General features: G+C 45.2%; 12 protein-coding genes. 7 read left to right on the top strand and 5 right to left on the bottom strand.

The window, feature by feature from the left end; translation table 11 throughout:
* Positions 1-146 precede the first annotated feature (146 nt).
* Together NFI81_RS04215 and NFI81_RS04210 are read right to left on the bottom strand one after the other, a co-directional pair.
* Positions 147-473: a hypothetical protein gene (locus NFI81_RS04215; protein ID WP_234613908.1), complete on the bottom strand. Its 327-nt coding sequence runs from the start codon at positions 471-473 to the stop codon at positions 147-149.
* Positions 474-528: 55 nt separating this feature from the next.
* Positions 529-699, bottom strand: a complete 171-nt coding sequence (locus NFI81_RS04210; protein ID WP_234613911.1) for a hypothetical protein — start codon at positions 697-699, stop codon at positions 529-531.
* A 265-nt stretch (positions 700-964) separates the two neighbouring features.
* Here NFI81_RS04210 and NFI81_RS04205 point away from each other — a divergent pair, with 265 nt between their 5' ends.
* Entirely contained in the window at positions 965-2,386 is a 1,422-nt protein-coding gene (locus NFI81_RS04205; protein WP_234613912.1) for a sulfatase family protein, read from the top strand.
* Between the two features lie 120 nt (positions 2,387-2,506).
* On the opposite strand, the gene NFI81_RS04200 is transcribed toward NFI81_RS04205, so the two are convergent.
* Positions 2,507-2,863, bottom strand: a complete 357-nt coding sequence (locus tag NFI81_RS04200; RefSeq protein WP_234613914.1) for a VOC family protein — start codon at positions 2,861-2,863, stop codon at positions 2,507-2,509.
* 168 nt (positions 2,864-3,031) lie between these two features.
* On the opposite strand from NFI81_RS04200, the gene NFI81_RS04195 reads away from it, so the two are divergent.
* Genes NFI81_RS04195 through NFI81_RS04185 form a run of 3 tightly spaced genes read left to right on the top strand, consistent with a single transcriptional unit; the run spans position 3,032 to position 9,214 of the window.
* Complete coding sequence (locus NFI81_RS04195) at positions 3,032-6,139, top strand: SusC/RagA family TonB-linked outer membrane protein (protein WP_234613916.1); 3,108 nt, start codon at positions 3,032-3,034, stop codon at positions 6,137-6,139.
* Positions 6,140-6,168: 29 nt separating this feature from the next.
* Positions 6,169-7,761, top strand: a complete 1,593-nt coding sequence (locus tag NFI81_RS04190; RefSeq protein ID WP_234613918.1) for a RagB/SusD family nutrient uptake outer membrane protein — start codon at positions 6,169-6,171, stop codon at positions 7,759-7,761.
* Between the two features lies 1 nt (position 7,762).
* Positions 7,763-9,214 (top strand): sulfatase family protein, encoded by a 1,452-nt coding sequence (locus tag NFI81_RS04185; protein WP_445438739.1) that lies wholly within the window; start codon positions 7,763-7,765, stop codon positions 9,212-9,214.
* 30 nt (positions 9,215-9,244) lie between these two features.
* Here NFI81_RS04185 and NFI81_RS04180 read toward each other — a convergent pair whose 3' ends face one another.
* The gene (locus tag NFI81_RS04180; RefSeq protein WP_234613920.1) at positions 9,245-10,729 is read right to left on the bottom strand and encodes an FG-GAP-like repeat-containing protein; all 1,485 of its coding nucleotides are present in this window, start codon (positions 10,727-10,729) and stop codon (positions 9,245-9,247) included.
* Between the two features lie 179 nt (positions 10,730-10,908).
* Here NFI81_RS04180 and NFI81_RS04175 point away from each other — a divergent pair, with 179 nt between their 5' ends.
* From NFI81_RS04175 to NFI81_RS04165, 3 genes are all read left to right on the top strand, one after another.
* The gene (locus NFI81_RS04175; RefSeq protein WP_234613922.1) at positions 10,909-12,162 is read left to right on the top strand and encodes a cation:proton antiporter; all 1,254 of its coding nucleotides are present in this window, start codon (positions 10,909-10,911) and stop codon (positions 12,160-12,162) included.
* Positions 12,163-12,265: 103 nt separating this feature from the next.
* A complete protein-coding gene (locus NFI81_RS04170) occupies positions 12,266-12,859 on the top strand; it encodes a pentapeptide repeat-containing protein (protein ID WP_234613924.1) in 594 nt (197 codons plus the stop codon).
* A 254-nt stretch (positions 12,860-13,113) separates the two neighbouring features.
* Positions 13,114-14,001: a hypothetical protein gene (locus tag NFI81_RS04165; protein ID WP_234613927.1), complete on the top strand. Its 888-nt coding sequence runs from the start codon at positions 13,114-13,116 to the stop codon at positions 13,999-14,001.
* Between the two features lie 64 nt (positions 14,002-14,065).
* On the opposite strand, the gene NFI81_RS04160 is transcribed toward NFI81_RS04165, so the two are convergent.
* Complete coding sequence (locus tag NFI81_RS04160; RefSeq protein WP_234613930.1) at positions 14,066-15,310, bottom strand: hypothetical protein; 1,245 nt, start codon at positions 15,308-15,310, stop codon at positions 14,066-14,068.
* Positions 15,311-15,536: the final 226 nt, after the last annotated feature.

Here is a 15,536-nt window from a genome sequence, read left to right as displayed (position 1 = left end):
ATTACCAGCAAGTTGAAACCCGCTGCAACTAAGTAGGTCGAGCCTCCGGCTCTTTTCAGTAACATCGAAAAGAGCCAGAGGCTCGACTTATATTCTACCGACGGGTTTCAACCCGTCGACCAAACACCCGGACTAAAATATAAGCTTTAAAAAGCAGCACCAATACCAGCCCGGGCTTTATAAGATCGGGCCATAAAGGCCTGGTCTTTAATCAGTTTCAATCCATTAAGTTCCGGAATGACGATCACGCTGCCGGCAGGAACTACTCCCCTTTCCATCCAATTGGAAAGCCTTGATGGTTTAATGTTGTATTTTTTGCAGTAGTCAGACAATGTCATCCAGTCTCTAAGCCAATATTCCTTGTCCATTATAACAAGTTTGCTGTTTGTGAAGTCCATCAACATGGATTCCACTTGATCCAGCTTGTTATTCACTTCCGTAAAAACGGTTCCTTTCTGTTTTATAGTTTCCATTTCGCTTCTTGATTGTTTGGGACGCCTGTATGATTCAATGAGGCAACCCTTGATTTTACATTTTCAAAACATTCTTCAAGGTTTCTCTGAGATGCTTAATTCTTTCAATGGTCTGTTGATATTCTCCCGCGGTAACATCCTCGGGAGTGTTTATTAGCAGATTTTCAGCTTCCTCAATAATCTTTCTAAGCTCTTCTACTAATTTCTCTTTCCTGGTTTTGCTCATTCGTATAGTATAGTATGTGTTCAGTGATTTCATAAATATATAATTTGTGAAATGATTTCACAAATTTGCAGGAAATTTTGAAGTCCTTTTCTTGGATTGCCGGTAGCTTGCGGTGGCTTCGTGCCAGTTAGGCCATAACCGGGACCGCTCTTTTTCAAATCATACAACCCCTAATTTGTCTAATAATTTTAAGTAATTTCACCTTCCCTATCCATTAAGTAGAACATTGTTCACTCATCGCCTAACCCGATACATTATTTTAGTGATGGCTGTCCTCATTGGCAGCTTCCTGAAATCCAGCGCCCAGAATGCGCCTAACATTATCTTCATCATCGGCGACGATATCAGCTGGGATGACATTGGCGCTTATGGGAACACCAAGATCAAGACGCCCAACCTGGACAAGCTTGCACGCAACGGACTCCTGTTTAAGAATATGTATTTGACGGCCAGCTCGTGCAGTCCAAGCCGGACAAGCATTCTAACGGGACGATATCCGCATAACACGGGTGCGGCCGAGCTGCATTCTCCCCTTCCCGCACATCTGATATTTTTCCCGGAACAGCTTCGGCAGAAAGGCTATTTTTCTGCATTGGTAGGGAAATGGCATGAAGGCCCGGCGACCAAACGAGATTACGATACATTGTTAGTCGACAAAAAAGCCAACGGCGAAGGCGGTGAACTGCAATGGGTGAATCTGCTTAAAGCCAGGCCAAAAGACAAGCCATTTTTCTTCTGGCTTGCCGCTTACGACGCACACCGCCCATGGTCAACAACAACAGAAGGACCGCAGCACCATTCCGAAACAGAAATTTCCGTCCCGCCAACATTGGTAGACACTAAGGAAACCCGGCAAGATCTTACATTTTATTATAATGAAATTTCCCGCCTCGACCATTATGTAGGCGAGCTGGAAAAAGAATTGGAACGCCAGGGGATTGCGGAAAATACGCTTATCATTTTCACAGCTGATAATGGCAGACCGTTTCCTGGAAGCAAAACCAGACTGTATGACGCGGGTGTAAAAACACCTTTCATTGTCAAATGGCCGAAAGGAATAAAGCCAGGAACTGTTACGGAAAGCTTGGTCAGCAGCATTGACATTGCGCCGACGTTGCTGGAACTGGCTGGCGTAAAACCAGCCGAAACGGTTCAGGGAAAAAGCTTTGCAGCGCTGTTTGGAACACCCGATCAAGAATTCAGGAAATATGTTTTTGGCGAGCATAACTGGCACGATTACGCTGCTTACGAGCGCTCGGTGCGCACGAAGGATTTTTTATATGTGATCAATAAACGAACGGAACTGGACAATGGCGGACCTATTGATGCCAATCAAAGCCCGTCCGCAACAGCATTGAAGTTGGCCAAAGCAAAGGGCAAGTTAACATTGCTTCAAAGAGATGCTTTCATTGCACCGCGACCCGCCGAAGAGTTCTTTGATAACTTCAAAGATCCACTGCAATCCAGAAATGAAATAGCCAACAAAACATACGCCGCGCCCATTGCGGAGTTACAAAAAATCCTGAAACAATGGCAGGAAGAAACCGGCGACACCGAGCCCGCAAACCTGACGCCCGACTGGTACGACCGCGAAAACGGTAAACCCACACCAGCAAAAGACAAGCGCGGCGAAATGCCTGGAAGCGCGAAAAAAGCAGACCATATTAATGCGGAAGGGCCATTTTAAACAACATTAAGTGGAACGACCGCTCCCGTATGCGCGCCATCGCGCTCAACGCTGATCACGGGCATGTGTTCGATACGCGCGGAACATAGGTGCAGCTCTTATCCTGTTCCGATTTTGCAGTTATTCAGACCACACCGCCAGCTCATTATCGTCCGGATCTGTGAACTGAAAGCGCTTTCCGCCGGGAAATTCAAAAATATCCCTCGTCAGAACGCCGCCTGCTTTCAACACTTTTTCCTTCGTCGTTTCAATGTCCCCGGAGTAAAGAATAACCAGAATGCTCCCCCGGACGGGCGTGCCCGTCGTAAAACCACCATCCACATAGTCGCCGGAAAAAGCCGTGTATTCCGGCCCATAATCGGTAAACGTCCAGCCGAAACTTTCGGAATAGAATTGCTTCACCTTTTGCAGATCCTTCGAAAGGAATTCAATGTACTGGATCTGTTCGTGTTTTTGTTTGTTTTCTGAATTTTCCATGGGCCTATTTTTATTTATTTGGTGATTTTATTACAAAGAAAAAGGATACGCAATTAAATTGTCTACTAACTTAATCGATTAAATATTCTATCCATTACATTTGCCCTCGCAAAAGTAAAAACATTACAACCACCAACTTCCTTATTCATTAAAAATCTCAATCCAAAAATGTTTAAAAATCTATCAAAAACAATCCCGAATTTACGGGGATGGGTTTTCTTTTCGGCCTTCATTCTTACGAGCTTAACTACTTACGCTCAGAATGTTACTGTAAAAGGAACCGTAACATCCGCCACTGACAAAACCGGTTTGCCGGGGGTTAACATTGTTGTTAAAAATACAGTTACCGGCACGACGACCGATGTGGAAGGAAAGTATGAATTAAGCGCTCCTTCGGATGCGATCCTTGTTTTTTCGGGAATCGGGTACGTTACCCAGGAAGCTTCGCTGAACGGCCGTAACGTCATTGACCTTCAACTTGCCGCTGATACAAAACAACTCGATGAACTCGTGGTTGTGGGTTACGGAACGCAGAAACGCAATAGCCTAACCAATTCGGTGTCAACCATTAAGGGCGAGGACGTGGCTCGCAGGCCTGTTTCCAACATTCAGCAATCATTTCAAGGCTTAATGCCCGGCGTCGCCGTGACGGATTTAGGCGGATCGCCGGGAAAATCCAATGCGACGATCCGGGTTCGCGGGATTACGACATTCAACATTAACGGCAGCAGCACAAGCGGTTATGATTTGGGCAAAAACGATGCATTGGTGATTGTCGACGGCATTGAGCAACAGCTAAGCGACATCAGCCCCGATGACATTGAATCTGTTTCCATATTAAAAGATGCGGCCTCCACTGCGATTTACGGTTCTCGCGCGACAAACGGCGTTGTTCTGATCACCACAAAACGTGCAAAAGGCAGCAAAGTGCAGGTGGATTACCACGGCTATTACGCGCTTCAAAAATCCAATAATGTGCCTAAAATGATGGGACTGGAAGCTTATATGCGCGAGCAGGTGGCGGCTTACACCAATGCAGGCTCAGCGGTGCCGGCACGTTTTACCGAAGAATCGATCCAGGCGTATGTGAATGCGACCGACCGTGAAAAGTATCCTTTACCTAACACCTGGTTTGAAACATTGTTACGCACTGCGCCTCAGCACAATCACTCCTTGTCCATTGCGGGCGGGACCGAGGCTTTGCGCACGCGTTTGAGCGTTCGTTACCAGGATCAGGAAGGGGTGATCAAAAATTTCGGCAATAAAATCGGCGAGTTCAGGCTGAATACGGATTATGATGTTTCGAAAAGGATCCGCGTTAGTGCCGACATTAACTACCGCACAACGAGCACCGAAAACCCAACGACGAATACAGATGCATCGAAAGGGGAAGTGATTTCACCTTTGAACAACTTTTTCCATGGCTCACTGTGGGCGGTTCCGAAATATCCGGACGGCACTTACGGGCTGAGTACGCAGGGAAACAATCCGTTGATGTTCATCGAAATAGGTGGGCAATCCAAGCAAAAAACAGATTATCTGGCGGGTTATATCAAAGCTGACTTTGAGATCGCAGAAGGACTTGTTTTCTCAACCCAAATTGCCGGTCGCGGACTTTATACGCAGCAGAAAAACTACACAAATTCGTACGTCAATACAGACAAAAACACCAACATTACCAAGACCATTGCGAACAACAGCCTTTACGAGATCCGCAACACGCTTCGGGAATACACGATCAACAACTTGCTGACTTATGAAAAAACCTTTGGCAACCATAACCTGAAAGCGCTGGTGGGTTACTCGCAAATTGGCAATACGCAAACATTCCTGTCGGCATACCGCGAGCGTTTTTATAACAATGGCATTGGGTCTATCGGCCAGGGCGCGAATGACGGGACCAAAACAAACGCCGGAAGAGATGCAGAATATGGTTTGAGATCGTTTTTTGGGCGTGTCAATTATGATTATGATGGCAAGTATCTGCTGGAAGTGAATGGTCGTTATGACGGATCTTCCAAGTTCACGGGCTCAAAGCAATATAGCGTATTCCCTTCATTTTCAGCCGGATGGCGGATTTCGAAGGAGAAGTTCTGGCAAGGGCTTGAAAACACGGTGAATGACCTGAAATTCAGAGGATCTTGGGGGATTACCGGGAATCAATCGGTGGATTTATACAGCTATTATGCTGCGCTTACAGCCAACGGTTACAGCTTCGGCGCGCTGCCGGTTCAGGGTTATCGACAGAATACTTTGGCCAACACCAACTTGGGATGGGAATCGACCACGCAGCTGGACATTGGTCTGGACGCGGCATTTTTCCAAAGAAAACTGAATTTGACGGTTGATTATTACAACAAAGAAACCGATGACATTCTCCTTAACCTCGACATTCCCGCAACCATTGGTTTGACGGCGCCGCCTCAAAATGCAGGTTCAGTTCAGAATAAAGGCTGGGAATTCAGTTTGAATTATCGTGGAACGCCTGCGGCTGGCGGTTTCCGGTATAATGTAGGTGGAAATTTGAGCATTAACGAAAACCTGGTGACCGATTTGAAAGGGACCGGCCCTTACCTTACCGGCTCGGACATTGACCCGCGTTACATTATCAAAAAGGGTCTGCCCATCAACACGCTTTGGGGTTACAAAACCGATGGCCTCTTCCAGACACAGCAGGAAATTACCGAATACAAAGCCACTTATGCAGCCAACACCAAGCCGGGCGATGTTAAATATGTGGACCTGAACGGCGACGGAAAGATCGATGCGAATGATATGACGGCCATCGGAAATTCATTTCCCAAATACACTTTCGGGCTGAATGCTGACTTTTCATACAAGAATTTTGACCTGAACATTCTTTTCCAGGGTGCAGCAAAAGTGGATTCCCGTTTGGCGGGCGCATTGGCCGAAATGGGAAATCAGGAAGGATTTACGCATGAGATTTACACCAACAATTACTGGACTCCCGAGCGCACAGATGCACGTTTCCCGCGTCCTGTGAAATACGACCTGAGAAATGTGGCCACTTCGGACCGCCTGGTTTTGAATGGCTCCTACCTGCGCCTGAAAAATGTGCAGCTGGCTTACAATGTGCCATCGGTTGTGTCTCAAAAAATCCGTTTGAGCAGGATCCGCGTGTATGTTTCGGCAACCAATGTTTTCACCATTTCCAAACTGAATGAGTGGAACCTGGATCCGGAAGCGCCGTCTGGCCGCGCTGTATATTTTCCGCAAACTGCCTTGTACACAGCGGGTTTAAACCTTCAATTCTGATCATTATAAGCATAGCTGAACTGAAAATTATGAAAACGAATACATTCAAATATATCATTACCACAATGGCCATTTCGTCCGGCCTGCTGGTTTCCTGCGACAATAACTTGCTCGAAACTTTCCCTAACGACCGGTTGTCGGTTGATGTTTTCTGGCAAACTGAAACCGATGCAAAACTGGCCGTAAACGCCTTGTATACAGATCTGGATAGTACCAACATTATCAGCTGGGATGCGCTTACCGAGATCGCGCATACGAACCAGAATTTTGATGTGCAGGCTTACGTGGAGCTGGGCACTTACGACGGAACGAGCTCGAAAATCTACAATGAATGGAAACGCGCTTACCGGGGCATCCGCGCGACTTCGTACTTTCTTGAAAATGTAGACAAAGTGCCAACCGGCAACACAGCGTTGATCAACCAACTGAAAGGCGAAGCGAAGGTTTTGCGTGCTTATCAATACATTAAACTAGCTGGCTTATACGGCAGTGTTCCCCTCGTAACGACCTCCATCACCATCGATGAATCGAGGAATTTGCAGAATAAACCGGTGGCCGAAATCTGGGATTTTGTTGACAAAGAACTCAACGAAGCGGCTGCGTTACTGCCCGCAACTTACCCGGCTTCGGACATTGGAAGAGTGACCAAAGGCGCGGCGCTGGGACTTGCGGCGAGGGCGAGCTTGTACGCAGGCCGATACGAAAAAGCGGCTGCGGAAGCTGATCTGGTGATCAAATCGGGGACTTATGAATTGTATAGTTTTTATGAAAAATTGTTCACTTACGCGGCCGAAAATAATAAGGAGGTTCTGTTTGACAGACAGTTTATCAAAGACAATTACCCGATCAATGTATTTCCGCTTCTGGCGCCGTACAGCCAGAAAAACAGCCAAAGCACATATGTGCCTACCAAAGCACTTGTGGATACATACGAAACCACTGCCGGAAAGCTCATTACGGATGCTACGAGCGGCTACAATCCTGCAACACCGTATGTAAACCGCGACCCGCGTTTGAAGTTTTCAGTTTTCCTGGACGGTGATATCCTACCCAGTGGAATTGCTTTCAAACCCGCGCCCAACAGCGGAACGGCGGATGCGATCGGCAGCACTTACATTGCTTCCACCACAGGGTTCAACATTAAGAAATACATTAATAATGAGGACTTTGCAAACCCGGTCAATAGCGGCGTTAACATTATTCTGCTGCGCTATGCGGAGGTTTTACTGACTTACGCCGAAGCAAAAATTGAATTGGGACAAATTGATGCGAGCGTTCTGGCTGCCATTAACCTCGTTAGAAACGGGAGAGCCGATGTAAAACAGCCTGCTGTAAAAATCACTTCACAAGCTGAAATGAGAAACATTGTGCGCCGTGAAAGGACCGTTGAACTGGCTTTTGAGGGACAGCATCTGTTTGATATCCGCCGCTGGAAAACAGCCGAAAAAGTAATGCCGGGGCCTGTTTATGGCATCACTTATAAAGATGCAAGCGGTGCATTGAAAACAGTGGAAGTGGTTGCTGTGAACAAATCATTCGATGCAAGCCGTCATTATTTATGGCCGATTCCGCAAAAAGAGCGAGATTTAAATCCATCATTAACCCAAAACCCGGGCTGGTAATATGCGTTTTAATAAAAAAATAAAGTTTATTGTTTTACCCTTTCTTGTGCTAACCGTTGCCACATTCATGGTGGCAATGGCCCCGAAACCGGCAGCTAAAACGCCAAACATTGTCCTGTTCTTTATCGACGACCTGGGTTACGGTGACCTTTCCGTTACGGGAGCATTGGGTTACAAAACACCCAACATTGATAAACTGGCTGCGGAGGGAACGCGTTTCACGAATTTCATGGCTGCCCAGGCTGTTTGCAGTGCTTCGCGTGCGGCTTTACTGACGGGCTGCTATCCGAACCGCGTGGGCGTTTACGGCGCATTCGGGCCGAAACAAGGACTAGGGCTGCATCCGCAGGAAGAGACGATTGCCGAATTGCTGAAAGCTAATGGTTATGCAACCGGGATTTTTGGTAAATGGCATTTGGGAAGCGATTCGATTTTCTTACCGAAGCAACAGGGTTTTGAAGAATATTATGGCGTCCCCTACTCGCACGATATGTGGCCGCTGCACCCATGGCAAAAACAGGCGCAATATCCGCCGCTGTTCTGGATTGATGGCAACAAGCAGGTGAAGGAAATTAAAGACCTGAACGACGCGAGTGCGCTTACACCAACGATCACCGAAAAGGCCGTTTCTTTCATTAAACGCAATAAAAAGAAGCCATTTTTCCTTTATGTGCCGCACCCGATGCCGCACGTTCCGCTAGCTGCGAGTGCCAATTTCAAAGGAAAAAGCGAGCGTGGCATTTTCGGCGACGTGCTTACGGAGCTGGATTGGTCGGTTGGGCAAATTATGAAAGAGCTGAAAGACCAGGGCTTAGATGATAACACGATCGTGATCTTTACCAGCGACAATGGTCCGTGGCTAAATTATGGAGATCATGCAGGTTCGGCGGGCGGTTTCCGTGAAGGAAAAGGGACGTCCTACGAAGGCGGTCAGCGCGTGGCGGCCATGATCCGCTGGCCTGGCGTTGTGCCGGCTGGCAGGGTTTCCAACAAGCTATTAGCCAACATTGATATCCTGCCTACATTGGTAAAACTAACCGGCGCAAAGCTGCCGAAAGAAAAGATCGACGGCATTGAATTCGCCGATCTGCTGAAAGGCGACGAGACCAAAAAACCGCGTGAAAATTTCCTGTATTACTATCGGAAAAATAATCTGGAAGCAGTTCGGAAGGACAACTGGAAACTGGTTTTTGCGCATCCCGGACGCACTTATGAAGGATCATTACCCGGAAAAGACGGTCAGCCCGGAGCCGCACCCGAAGACCATGCGATCCCGCTCGCACTTTACAACCTGAACCGCGATCCCGGCGAGCGTTATGACGTTTATTCTCAAAATCCCGAAATCGTAGCAGAGCTGGAAAAGATCGCGGAAGCTGCGCGCGAAGATCTGGGGGATGATTTGCAAAAACGCAGGGGGAAGAATGCGCGGCCGCTTGGCAAGGTTGAAAAATAATACTGTATGCAATCCGGTAAACCAGTTCGTTTACCGGATTGTATTTTCCAAAACAATGATTGAAGGCCCGTCTGAAATCCATTTTTTGCCTAATCCTGTTTTGTCACCCAGCGGAAGAAAATGTACGAATGAGCCTAAAACCAAGTCTATATCGCCGTCCGCATCCATATCACCCGCGTCCATAACGATCCATCTTCCTTTGGGCGCTTGTGGGAATGAGTAATCTTCGAATTTCAAGTTTCCCTGGTTTTTTAAATAAATAAAACTCTCTTCAGGATAACGGGCATAGTCAGGAAAGAAGGAAATCGCGGCAATGTCCAGATCGCCATCCAGATCATAATCCCGCACCATGGCCTTGTAAGCACCATTCATGTGATAGAAATAGGATTGTTTGAAACTGGATTTCCCATCATTCAGGAAAATGTAAATCCCGTGATAATTTTTCAAGATGGGCGTTTTGTCCGCATTATCGCCGCACACATAAATAATGTCCTCAAAACCATCCTTATTGAAATCCGCGAGCTCCAAATGCTGTGAACCATTGAGCGGCATGAATGATAGCAAACGTTTTTCCTCAAATTTGCCACCACCCTGATTGATATAGAGAAAAACACCTTCGTCTGCCTGGGCCATGAGCACGTAAATGTCCATTAGCCCATCCTTGTTGGCATCTTTAATAATGGCCGTAATTGCGCCGGGTTTATCGCGCAGGGTCCGTTTGTCATAACCTCCTCGCCCATTGTTTTCAAACCAGGACAGTTGCCCGCTTTCGTTCCCGAATTCACAGGCGACGACGTCCTCAAAACCATCTTTATTCAAATCTCCGTAAGCCATCGAAACGGGCCGCTGCAAATTTGAGATGGCAATGTTCCCGGATTTAAAGCCTTTTTCCGAATCGTTTTTCACCAGTCGTTGCAGCGCACCATCGCGTGCATCCGTTGGAAAAACACCTTTGCCGATCATGGTCAGATATAACTCCTCCCCTTTTTCGTAAAAGTCAATAGGTGTAGATTCCAGGCGCATGCTGTAATTTTCGCTGAGGTCGGGTTTCAGGAATGTGAGCACATTGCTTTTGCCTTTACTATCATTATATACGATGCCCCGCTTATTTGGCAGGATTTTTACTATGGAGGTCATGGCGGGCCGGTGGGAGAACGAGGTTTCCTTATATCTGAAATGTTTCAGGCCTATCCGGATTTTATTCGTGCGGATTGGCGGAGCAACGGAATCCGGTGCATTGGTTATAAAATACTGCTCGATTTTCTGCCAGTCTGCTTTGGCAAGGATCGGCCCCATGCGCTCGTGCATGTCCGGAAGCACCTTTTTCCAATTCGGTTTTCCCAGTATTTCAGGCGGCACAAAAGCATGACAACGGCTGCAATGCGTCGCCGCCAACTCTCTGCCCGACTGCCCTGAAACGGCCGGCTCCTTCAACTCAGGGGTGTTATTTTGCTTTTTGGCATTGCACGAAATCAATAGGAACAGCAACAAACAAAGTGGCAGATGTTGTCTCATAAGGGCCAATAGCAGGGTCAGGTTTCGGGGTTGTAAACCTAATAAACAATGTCCGAAAAGTCGTCACGCCCTACTTCAAAGTGAACATTAGAAAACCATTAGAGTTTACGCGAAACGGCTTTCCGAGTTGATTTTAAGCGCTGTGTTTCGTTATTTTAGATTAATCTAAAAATTATTGCATGGAATTATACTATTCGTTTTCTGCCTTAATCGTCCTTTCGGCTATATTTTCATACATAAATTCACGATTTCTAAAATTACCGCCTTCTATCGGCGTAATGGTTATTGCGCTGCTCGTTTCTCTCGGTTTGATCGCTACGGACACGATTTTCCCAAGGATATTTTTGCGGATCACAACGCTGATCGGCAGTGTTGATCTAACGGAAATCCTGATGGGCGCTATGCTTAATTTCCTGCTCTTCGCTGGCGCCATACACATTCACCTGGAAGATTTACGCGAGCAGCGGCTTCCTATTATTGTTTTCTCGACGCTGAGCGTGCTGATGTCGACGTTTATAATTGGCTTTTTGGTTTACTATCTGCTGCCTTTCACGGGCATTCAAATCCCGCTGATCCAATGTCTCGTTTTTGGCGCATTAATCTCCCCAACCGACCCTATCGCCGTTTTGGGGATTCTGAAACAGGCTGGCGTTCCCAAATCCATCGAAACCAAAATTGCGGGCGAATCCTTGTTTAATGATGGAATGGCCGTGGTTATTTTTATCCTCATGCTCGCGCTCGCCAGAGGCGAAGAAGTGAATACTACATTCGGCGGAATTACCATGCTTTTTGTGAAAGAAGCACTCGGCGGAATTGCCCTGGGACTCGCGCTCGGGTTTGTGGGATCCAAGATGATTTACAAAGTTGATGGCTATAATGTGCATGTGTTAATTACACTCGCTATTGTAATGGGCGGACATTTGGCTGCACAGGCGCTGCATATGTCGGGCCCGCTTGCCATGGTCGCAGCCGGACTTGTGGTTGGGAACTATGGTAAAAACCCTGGCGCCGTTTCGGATATGGAACGCGATTACATTGATAAATTCTGGGAGTTGATCGATGAAATCCTGAATGCAATTTTGTTCCTCATTATCGGCTTCGAACTGCTGCTAATTCCGGATCTGAAACAGTTTGGGTGGGCAGGAATGATCGCGATCGTTGTGGTGTTACTGGCCCGTTTCATTTCCATTTACGTTCCCGTGAAATTAATCCCGTTCAAAAATAAGTTTGGCAAAAAATCGATTGCAATCCTGGTTTGGGGTGGCTTGCGCGGTGGTGTTTCCATTGCCTTGGCCCTATCGATTGATAAAGACCTGAACAAAGATATTTTCCTGGCTATCACTTACTTCGTGGTGCTGTTTTCCATTATCGTTCAAGGACTTACGGTTGGCAAGCTTACCAAGCGCTTTCCCGAGGAGGCAGTTGGTGAATGAAGAACATAAGCTATAATTGCATTAAATAGAAATAAATGTTAGGGTAAACTCTTAGTTAAGTGTCTGGTTTTTAAAAGCCATGACCTATTTAAATAATATCGATATGAATCCGTTAATTGACCCGTCCATTCAACACAGCAATCATTTTGAAGATGTATTCATTCTAGAAGAAGATTTAGATCATCGCGTCTGGATCAATTGCGAATTTATACGCTGCAATTTCCAGGGAAGCGATCTCACGGGAAATAACTTTATCGAATGTCAATTTATTGATTGTGATTTTTCGCAAACCAAAATTAATGGTGCCGGCTTTCGCGAGGTAGTTTTCTCCAATTGTAAAATAAATGGCATTGATTTTTCAGTTTGCAACGCATTTATATTCTCTTTCTCATTTGATCAATGTGTGCTGGATCATGCTATTTTTTTTAATACCAAGTTAAATAAAACAACATTTAGAAATTGTTCATTGCTCAGCACAAATTTTGAAGAAGCGGATTTAACAGAAGCCATTTTTGACAATTGTGATCTGGACGGCGCAAGATTTGTCGATTCAATTCTCGAAAAAACTGATTTCAGGACTGCTCACAACTTTAATATTGACCCTACATTAAACCGTCTGAAAAGATCTAAATTCTCCGGATCAAATTTGAAGGGATTGCTTCAAAGATACAAACTTGATATTGAATTGAATCAGTAAACTCTCCTAAGCAATTAATGTTCATGGCCATCTCAGTAAATCGGGATGGCCTTTTATATAATACAAAATTATTACTACGATGCAATAGGAAATAATACATCCCAAATTTTATTATAACAACTAAATAGTTATTTTTCTAATTTTCGTCCTTACCGTTAGTTTCATTGCATCGACCGGATATTCATTCTCTGTTAAAAACAAAATCTATTGTCCTAGTATTACAGCGGTAAAAATCCATTTTAACGCTTACTACTATGAAAAGATTATGTAGAAAAGTCACAATCATGTCCGGGGTTGCCTGCGGATTATTTTTAATGTCCTGCCAGGAAGAAAGCCAGGTAACGGCAATTCAAGCAGCCGAAGATGTACAAAAAATCAGCCAGGCCCCGCCAGCAATGACCCCCAATTTCAGACTATCAAAATTCGGCAATGAAACGCTGGTTTACCATTCAGATGGTCGAATTAAACAGGTTAATGGTACAGCTGATCCAAAATTTACAGGATATAGCACTTACCGGGTAGATTATGAATATATCGGCAACTCAATTGTATCCATCCGTTATCATGATAATGTGAAGGAAAAGAAAATGGAATGGCAATTAGAGAACGGACGGGCCTCGAAATTGAAAGTTACCAACTACAAAACAGGAGGCGTTAATGTGTTATCAACCATTCATGCTGCCTATCAATACAATGGCCAGAATCAGCTGGTTAAAGTAATATTGATGGATAAAGTTCTCAGCACTGTAACGGTGTCATATGATAATCTGGGAAATGCGGTGAAGTTTTTAATGGTAAACAATACCAAAAAAGGAGATGAGTTTTTCAACATGATGAAGTATGAATATACCGAATATGTCGGCGGACCGGTTGAATTGGACAAAGGTGAAACGCTTCCCATGCATGTTTTTGGACCATCTACTCTAGGATGGATTGGGGACCCATATTTACCTGTTTTTGGAAATTTTGGAAAACATCGTGTAAAAAAGTCAATCCGTACCAATTATCCCGCCACTTACAAATACACTTATAATCTGGATGCAAACGGGTATGTAAAAAAACTAAATAAGCTGAAACAAACAGGGGAGTTTGTTGAAAGCAAGGAATTAACATATGCCATTCCTATTAAGAACCGTCTATAAAAATTACCGTGTTTTATTAATCAAAAATCTGGGATGAAGAACATCATTCTTCATCCCAGATCCTTTATTTAAACCCAAATATCAATGGAAATACAAATGTTACAATGATCGTCCAGATGAAGTAAACGGGCAGGTAAGAACCAATGGTTTTTCCTACTTCGATGATATCCTTTTTTCTGGTCATTACTTTGTAGATCTGTATCGTTACCAGCAGCAAGTTAATCAGGATGAGCACATTGCTACCCAGCACCGCTGCCCTGTTCGGCGTGATCCCCCATTCCGAGATCCTGAATAGTATAGCCGAAAGTGCAATGCCGTTCACGGCGATAGTCACAATGGATAGCAGGAAAATCACCCAAACCTCGGCCTGGCTCCTGCTCGTTTTGGCGGTTTCGGCAACGGAGAAGAAAATGATCGCCATCACCCCCACCAGCAATGCATTGAAAATCAGCAGGAACTCGCGATCGTTATAAGGATCTTTTCCTGAGTAAATCATAGCCACAAGGTAAACAAGCAGCATTACCAACACCAACGGGCTGAATATTTTGGCAATAACCGGGGAAACTTTGCCTACCAACTGTGGATTGGTCTGTGTAAGATATGTGCCAACAATGGGTGCTGCCGCCAGACCGAAAACACCGATATTCTGGAAATAAAATTCGTCAATTTTAATGCCGATCAGCAAAAACAAGTTGATCGTAATGGCTGTAAGAATGCCTCCCGAAATCAGGATAAGTCCCGTCATGACGACCAAATCACCATTGTATTTTAAAAATCCAAGTTGCTTTTCACCCACGTTACTCCGGTCGCCAACAAACGCAAAGCCTAATAATGACCAGAGAAACAACGCCAAATGAATGCACGCCAGAACCAAAGTGTCACTCGTGTCCACATCCGGCAGCAGATTAATGTAAACCAGACCCGCGAGTGTTGCTCCCGCCAACACAATGATATTGCGTTTGTGCATTTCGTTTTTCCAAACGAAAAAGGCCATTAATGCTGGGAAAACCACAAAACCAATATTGCGCGGGTAGAAAAAGTCCTCATTGATATGGAACATCGTCGGGATTTTTGCGATCAGCCCCGCGATCAGTGAGGCCACAACGACAAACGTTAGTTCCTTGCTGCTGCCCCAGGAAATTTCCTCGCTTGCAAAATTGAGCCGCTCATTCCAAAAGCTGGCCAGGACATTGCCTTGCAAGTCGGGATATAAAGCTTTGAACGCGCGCTTGAATGTCGGTTTGTCTGTCCGATACAACTTTTCAAGCTGACCAGGGTTGTCGAGATTTAACAGGATTTGATCTTTCATAGAACAATGGCATGATTAAGACGATTATTTAAAAGTACTTTGCATTACAAAGTAAATGATAATTAAACAGATTTTCCAAGCCCAAACCTGATTTTTTTTACAAATTGAATTTACTGGTTCCTTTTCCATGCAAAAATCTTGGCATAGTGTTTTTGTAGGCACATATTATCCTTTCTCAGGAATCAAGAGCTTGACAAAGGGTCATTTACTTTTTGCTTTTTTTAAA

The organism is Dyadobacter fanqingshengii (assembly GCF_023822005.2).
Taxonomy (GTDB): domain Bacteria; phylum Bacteroidota; class Bacteroidia; order Cytophagales; family Spirosomataceae; genus Dyadobacter; species Dyadobacter fanqingshengii.
This window is presented reverse-complemented; position numbering and strand designations above follow the sequence as displayed.

What these genes read in the sequence shown, in the direction of transcription:
- NFI81_RS04215 (WP_234613908.1), bottom strand. Translation starts at nt 473, where the DNA reads ATGGAAACTATAAAACAGAAAGGAACCGTTTTTACGGAAGTGAATAAC.
- NFI81_RS04210 (WP_234613911.1), bottom strand. Translation starts at nt 699, where the DNA reads ATGAGCAAAACCAGGAAAGAGAAATTAGTAGAAGAGCTTAGAAAGATT.
- NFI81_RS04205 (WP_234613912.1), top strand. Translation starts at nt 965, where the DNA reads ATGGCTGTCCTCATTGGCAGCTTCCTGAAATCCAGCGCCCAGAATGCG.
- NFI81_RS04200 (WP_234613914.1), bottom strand. Translation starts at nt 2,863, where the DNA reads ATGGAAAATTCAGAAAACAAACAAAAACACGAACAGATCCAGTACATT.
- NFI81_RS04195 (WP_234613916.1), top strand. Translation starts at nt 3,032, where the DNA reads ATGTTTAAAAATCTATCAAAAACAATCCCGAATTTACGGGGATGGGTT.
- NFI81_RS04190 (WP_234613918.1), top strand. Translation starts at nt 6,169, where the DNA reads ATGAAAACGAATACATTCAAATATATCATTACCACAATGGCCATTTCG.
- NFI81_RS04185 (WP_445438739.1), top strand. Translation starts at nt 7,763, where the DNA reads ATGCGTTTTAATAAAAAAATAAAGTTTATTGTTTTACCCTTTCTTGTG.
- NFI81_RS04180 (WP_234613920.1), bottom strand. Translation starts at nt 10,729, where the DNA reads ATGAGACAACATCTGCCACTTTGTTTGTTGCTGTTCCTATTGATTTCG.
- NFI81_RS04175 (WP_234613922.1), top strand. Translation starts at nt 10,909, where the DNA reads ATGGAATTATACTATTCGTTTTCTGCCTTAATCGTCCTTTCGGCTATA.
- NFI81_RS04170 (WP_234613924.1), top strand. Translation starts at nt 12,266, where the DNA reads ATGAATCCGTTAATTGACCCGTCCATTCAACACAGCAATCATTTTGAA.
- NFI81_RS04165 (WP_234613927.1), top strand. Translation starts at nt 13,114, where the DNA reads ATGAAAAGATTATGTAGAAAAGTCACAATCATGTCCGGGGTTGCCTGC.
- NFI81_RS04160 (WP_234613930.1), bottom strand. Translation starts at nt 15,310, where the DNA reads ATGAAAGATCAAATCCTGTTAAATCTCGACAACCCTGGTCAGCTTGAA.